The 7,318-nt window shown below is 43.9% G+C and carries 3 protein-coding genes; all 3 read left to right on the top strand.

Annotation, left to right across the window (positions count from 1 at the left end):
• Positions 1-15: 15 nt before the first annotated feature.
• On the top strand, positions 16-6,645 hold the full coding sequence (locus tag AS180_RS22125) for an Ig-like domain-containing protein (RefSeq protein ID WP_226372919.1): 6,630 nt from the start codon (positions 16-18) through the stop codon (positions 6,643-6,645).
• A gap of 65 nt (positions 6,646-6,710) precedes the next feature.
• Positions 6,711-7,022, top strand: coding sequence for a GrpB family protein (locus tag AS180_RS02825; protein WP_062686336.1), 312 nt, complete (start codon positions 6,711-6,713; stop codon positions 7,020-7,022).
• Between the two features lie 88 nt (positions 7,023-7,110).
• A partial coding sequence (locus AS180_RS02820) for an IS110 family transposase (RefSeq protein WP_139109143.1) occupies positions 7,111-7,318 on the top strand: 208 nt, incomplete at its 3' end.

The raw sequence follows: 7,318 nt of genomic DNA, 5'->3' as shown, positions 1-7,318 counted from the left end.
GTCTCGACCGTAAATATTACGATTGTACCGGTCAACGACCCACCGACAGTTCCTAATTATACATTTTCAACATTAGAAGATGTGCCTTTATTGGGTGCTGTAGTAGGAACAGATGTCGATGGAAATCCGTTGACGTACACGCTGCAAACGCAAGCGAGCAATGGAGTAGCTGTTGTGAATGCAGACGGGACGTTTACGTATACGCCGAATTTAAATTTTAATGGAACCGATGTGTTTACGGTGTTGGTAAGCGACGGCCAAGGTGGGACAGCGGTTTCAACGGTAACGATTAATGTTCAGCCGGTCAACGATCCACCAGTGACAGTAGACCTAGCGTTTACAATCAATGAAGATAACGTTATTTCAAATCAAGTACCTGCTAGTGATCCAGAAGGAGACCTGTTAACGTTTAGTTTGTTAAACGCACCTATCAATGGGACTGCAGTTGTCAACGCAGATGGGACGTTTACCTACACGCCAAACCTTAACTACAACGGAACAGATACCTTTAGTGTTCTTGTATCAGACGGTCAAGGAGGAACAGCGGTTTCAAATATTTCTATTACAATCGTATCAGTCAATGATCCGCCAGTTGTTCAAGACCGAACGATCACAACAACGGTTAATATTCCAATTTTAAGTAGTGTGCCAGCTTCAGACCCAGAAGGAAATGCGTTAACTTATACAGTGGAACAGCCACCAACAAACGGTACGGTTATATTGAACGGAGACGGGACTTTTACGTATACACCGAATCCAGCATATGTTGGCGGAGATCTGTTTACAGTTCTTGTCACTGATTCAGAAGGAGCGACAGCACTCTCAACAATAACTGTTACTGTATTAGCGACCAATGGAAACACAACGGCTCAAGACGCGCAGTTAACGACGCCAGAAGATATTCCTGTGCCGGGGCAATTGGTAGCGACAAACGTATTAGGTAATCCGCTTGTCTATACTCTTCAAGGTCCACCTGCTTTTGGAACGGTTACGTTAGATAGCGCCACAGGAGTATACACCTATACGCCCAACCAAAACTTTAATGGCAAGGATTCATTTACCGTATTTGTGACGGATAACGCCGGAGGAAACGCAATTTCTTCTCAAGTGATTACGGTTACGCCAGTGAATGATCCGCCAGTCGTACCAAACTATCAGATTACAACGCTTGAAGACACGCCTATTGCGTCAGTGGTTATCGCAACAGATGTAGACGGTAATTCACTCACATACTCACTTCTTGTTGCGCCAACAAACGGAGTAGCTTTGGTAAATACGGATGGCACCTACACGTATACACCGAATCCAAACTTTAATGGAACAGATCAGTTTACAGTTCTCGTTGATGATGGTCAAGGAGGAACAGCAACATCCATTATTACGGTCACAGTCGTTCCAGTGAATGATCCGCCGGTTGGACCAAATGAAATCTTCGTTACAACGCTTGAAGACACTACGCTAATTGGTCAAATTATTGCAACAGATCCAGACGGGGATGTATTGACCTATGCTCTTGAAAATGCACCAATAAACGGAACAGCCGTTGTTAACCTGGACGGAACTTATACGTATACGCCGAACCTTAACTATAACGGCAAGGATTCATTTACGGTGCGAATTAGTGACCCATCTGGAGCATTTATTATTACGAATGTAATGGTCACCGTTATTCCAGTAAACGATCTGCCAACCGTTCCGAACTATGCTTATACGATTCTAGAAGATACCGCTTTGAATAGCATAGTTGTTGGGACAGATGCAGATGGAGACCCGCTCACCTATTCACTAGCAGCTCCACCTGCTAATGGAACCGCAGTCGTTAACCTAGACGGCACGTTTACGTACACGCCAAATCCAGACTTTAACGGGCAAGATAATTTCTTTGTGAACGTACAGGATCAAAACGGCGGCACCGCTATCTCGGAGATTGTCATTACCATTGTACCTGTCAATGACCCACCAATTGCGCCGAATGTAATTACGGTTACAACGAATGAAGACGTTGCGGTAGGAGGCACAATTAACGCAATTGATCCAGACGGAGATCCATTGACGTATACGCTTGAAGACGCTCCTATTAATGGAACCGTAGTAATTGACTCACAGGGCTCGTTTGTATATACGCCCAACTTGAATTTTAACGGAACGGACACGTTTGCGGTTCGAGTAAGTGATACAAGCGGAGCATTTATAGTTGTGAACGTACAGGTCACTGTGAGCCCAGTTAACGATGTGCCAACCGTACCGGATTATCAGTTTAGTATTAACGAAGATACTGTGCTAACAAACCAAGTCGTTGGTACGGATGTAGACGGGGATCCGTTAGCGTATAGCTTGCTTTCTCCACCGGTGAACGGAACAGCCGTCGTGAATCCAGACGGGACGTATACGTACACGCCAAACGCAAACTTTACCGGAACGGATAATTTCTTTGTGCTGGTGACTGACCCTAATGGAGGGCAAGCGGTATCAACTATCACAATAAACGTATTACCAGTAAACGACCCACCGATTGCACCAAATGTAATTGAGGTTGTAACGAATGAAGATACGGCTATTACAAGTGCTGTAAACGCCGTGGATCCAGATGGAGATTCATTACTGTATACCCTTGAAAATACGCCAGTAAACGGAACGGCAGTGGTGGATCCGCAAGGTTCGTTTTTATACACACCAAATCTTAATTACAGTGGACCGGACACATTTACAATCCGAGTAACCGATACGGCTGGGAACTTTATTATTGTAAATGTTAACGTCACGGTTGTACCGGTAAACGATCCACCGATTGTACCAAACTATCAATATACGATTTTAGAAGATACGATTCTTATCAATCAAGTGTTTGCTACCGATGTAGACGGAGACCCATTAACGTATACGCTAGCTTATCAAAGTAGCAATGGTATAGCGACTGTGAACCCGGATGGAAGCTTCACATATATTCCTAACCCTAATTTCATTGGTGAAGATAACTTTGGCGTAACGGTTAGTGATGGGCAGGGAGGTACAGCTTTATCCATCATTACGATTACGGTTACACCGGTAGATGATCCGCCGATTGCGCCAAATGAAATCATGATTTCTACACCGGAAGAAACCCCTGTTACAACTCAAATTGTCGCAATAGACCCAGAAGGATTACCGTTAACGTATGCGATTGAAGACGCACCGATTAACGGAACGGTTATCATTGATAATAATGGCGTGTTCACCTATACACCGAATGAGAATTTCACGGGTGGAGATACATTTACCGTTCGAATTACGGACGTAGGTGGAAACTTTGTTATTACGACCGTGCTGGTTATGGTAACACCTGTTGAACAGCCGCCGGTTGTGCCAAACTACTCAATAACCACTCTGCAAAATCAAAGTGTAACTGGCACAGTTGTTGGAATCGATCCAAACGGAGACCCGATAACGTATAGCCTAGGGCAGCCTGCACAAAATGGTGTGGTGACGGTTAGTCCAGATGGAAACTTTATTTATACGCCAAACACTGATTATGTAGGAAGCGATTTATTCACCGTCATCTTAGAAGATACAACAGGATTAACTGCTACTTCATTTGTTAACGTAACAATAACACCAGTAAATCGTACGCCTGTTACAAATGATTTTACCGTTAATACACTTGAAAATACGCCGGTAAGCGGGCAAACGCCAGGGGTTGATCCAGATGGAAACCCAATTACCTATTCTATATCAGGACTTCCATTTAATGGAACACTAACGGTAGATAGCGCGACAGGTGTATACACGTACACGCCAAATTCAGGCTTTGTAGGTATTGATTCGTTTACAATTGAGCTTCATGATAATGCTGGCGGCGTTGCTCAATCTCTTGGAACAGTCACTGTCATTAGTACGAATCGCCCGCCAACCGTAAATGACTTGTCCATTGCAACGCAGCAAGGATTACCGGCAACAGGGCAATTGATTGGAACGGATCCGGATGGAGACCCAATTCGCTTTAGGCTAAACCTAGCTCCTTTAAATGGAAGCGTAGTGGTCAATAGTGATGGTACGTTTACGTATATACCGAATATTGGCTATGTTGGTACCGATAACTTTTCGGTTGTCGTAGAAGATACCCGGGGAGGGCAAGACTTTGGAACGGTATCCGTCACCATTAACCTAGCACCTCCACCATTTACTGTCCTTGGTGCAGATGTTACAACGCTTATTAATCAACCAGTTGATGGGTTAGTTGCTGTTGATGACCCTGAAGGTAATATTGTATCGTACCAAATTAGCACCCAGCCTCAAAATGGAACGGTTATTCTTAATCAAGACGGGACGTTTACGTATACCCCGAATCAAAATTTTGTTGGGGAAGGTTTCTTTGACGTCATTGTTACGGATGGCAATGGTGTTCAAGGGATAGGTACGGTTATTATCAACGTACTGCCGTCTTCAAGTATAATCGTAGTTATGGATTCTGAAATTTCTCTTGAGTTTAATACACCGATAGACGGGCAAGTTATGGCGACAAGTACGACGGGGCTTCCGCTATTGTATACGCTCCAAACGCCGATACAAAATGGAACGGTAACGGTCAATTCCGACGGTACGTACCGCTATGTGCCAGCAGCTGGATTTTTTGGTTCCGATAACTTTTCGGTACTTGTAACTGATTCAGAAGGTAACGCAGAGATTGCTAATGTGGTTGCTGTCGTTCAAGGACCGGTTAACGCCCAGCCAATTGTCACAGACCAAACGGTTCAAACGATTGAGGGTCAGCCTGTATCAGGAACTGTTATTGCAACGGATCCAAACGGGCAGCCGCTGACGTATACGCTTCTTGGAAGCGGAGCTGTGAATGGAGTTGTGATGTTAAATCCAGATGGAACGTTCACGTATACGCCAAACGCGGGATTTGTTGGCAATGATGCGTTCAGTGTACTGGTAGAAAATCCACAGGGATTAAACGCTACTACTACGATTGCCGTTGTAGTTACGCCGTTTCCAAATCAGGTTGTTGCAGAGAATCTCGTCATTCGAACAGTCAGTAACCAGCCTGCAACTGGTCAAATAATCGCAAGAGATCAGCTTGGCATACCGCTTGTGTACTCACTCAATATAAGTCCTTTATATGGAACAGCAGTAGTCAATCCAGATGGATCCATTCTCTATACGCCAAATGCAGGGTTTAGCGGCCAAGACCAGTTTAGTGTACTCGTTGTAAATGACCAGGGAGATCAAGCGATTTCTCAAGTAACAGTCGTTGTGGATAATCCAGCAAGCACAATTATCGTTCCGGATACAACCATTCAAACAGTCCAAAATCAAAGTGTTCAAGGTATTGTATTAGCGAGTGATTCTCAAGGCAGACCGCTTCGTTACTCCCAAGGATCCATGCCAGAGAACGGGACGGTTGTGGTTAATCCAGACGGAACGTTTACGTACACGCCAAATCCACAGTTCTTCGGAACGGATTCGTTTACGGTATTTGTGCAAAATGACCGTGGAGACTCATCTTCAGGAGTAGTAAGGGTTGTTGTTGAAGAACTTCAAAGTGAAATCACGGTAGAGCCACTTACAGTGTCTGGTCAGCAAAATCAGCCGGTTAGCGGTCAAGTGGTAGCAACAGATGCGCTTGGACACCCATTAACGTACGCTGTCGGTATCGGACCAGCAAATGGAACGCTTCTCTTTAACCTAGACGGAACGTTTACCTATACGCCAAATCTAGACTTTGCAGGCATTGATAGCTTTACGGTAATTGTTCGAAATGATTTGGGTGATTCAGTCACGGTGGTTGTATCGGTAGTTATTGCTAGTGCTGGAAGTCAAGTAACAGCAGATGACCAAAACGGAACGGTTGTCGCAGGACAGGTGCTTCAAGGGCAAATTGTAGCAAGTGATTCACAAGGACGCCCGCTCACTTATACGGTAGCGACAACGCCGAATTCTGGAACGGTTGTTGTAACCGTAAGCGGTGCCTACACGTATACGTCAAATCTTGGTTTTGCTGGAAGGGATCAGTTCACTGTTATTGTTCGAAATGATTTAGGGCAAGAAGCATTTTCGGTTGTGACTATAGACGTAACCCCATCAGCAAACGTTATTACAGCAAATGATGTAACGCTACAGACAACTTCCGGAACACCTGTAAACGGCTTGTTTACAGCAAGCGATACGCAAGGGCGCCCATTAACGTTTACGCTTCGCACGGTACCAACGAACGGTCGAGTGACATTAGGTGCAAATGGTCAATTTGTCTATACGCCAAACGCAAACTTTGTAGGGACAGATTCATTCTCCGTACTAGTAATTGATGACACGGGTGCAGCAACTACGGCAACCGTAACAATTACAGTGATTGAAAATCAGCCAGACGCACCAATTATTAAAGATCAAGCGTTTACGCTAAACGTCAATGAAACGATTCAAGCTCAAATTGTTGCCAGGGATTCACAAGGATTACCGCTGGCCTACAGAATTGTCACTCCACCGCAAAACGGAGTAGCCTTCATTAATCAGGAAACGGGCGTAATCACGTACACGCCAAATCCAAATTTCGTCGGAACGGATTCTGTTGTGGTGAGCGTGACTAATAGTGCTGGTGTAACATCGATAGCAACCATCACCTTTATCGTCCAACGCGGTATCAGTTTTAGGTGTTCAATTATTCTCTAAAGAATTCTCAAAAATCCTTTTGTATAGTACGCTATACAAAAGGATTTTTTAAGAGGAGGCTCGTCATGAGGGAAATAAAGGTAGTGCCGTACAAAACAGAATGGCAAAATCAATATGAAATAGAAAAACGATTATTAGAAGCGATTTTTGGTGCCGAAATTCTTAGTATTCATCATATCGGCAGCACGTCCGTACCTGGCTTAGCAGCAAAGCCGATAATTGATATTTTAGTTGAAGTTAAACAAATTTCGTTGATTCATACATATAATAATGAAATGGTAAAGATGGGCTATGAGTGTAAAGGAGAAAATGGAATAGAAGGAAGACGGTATTTTCAAAAAGGAGCATTCCTGTTAGAAGGATTTTCGGGGACTTGAACAAAAAAGAGCCCTCTTGGTATGATACGGGGTGTCAAATCATAGCGCGAATTGACCCCTAACTTAGTTAACCAAGGAGGACTCCAAAGTGGATTTTAAACAAAATCAGAAAATAAATCAAGTCACCGAGAATACACTCGTAGTAGGAATTGACATTGCCAAGCGAAAACATTTTGCTTGCTTTGTAGATGATCGTGGTCGGGTGCTCCAAAAATCTTTCCCAGTATTACAGTCTAGTGATGGCTTCCAGTGTTTTTATCAACGTATTTTAACTGCAATGAAAGAATACGAAAAAA

The organism is Priestia veravalensis (genome assembly GCF_001457055.1).
Lineage (GTDB): Bacteria > Bacillota > Bacilli > Bacillales > Bacillaceae_H > Priestia > Priestia flexa.
This window is presented reverse-complemented; position numbering and strand designations above follow the sequence as displayed.

What these genes read in the sequence shown, in the direction of transcription:
- AS180_RS02825 (WP_062686336.1), top strand. Translation starts at nt 6,711, where the DNA reads ATGAGGGAAATAAAGGTAGTGCCGTACAAAACAGAATGGCAAAATCAA.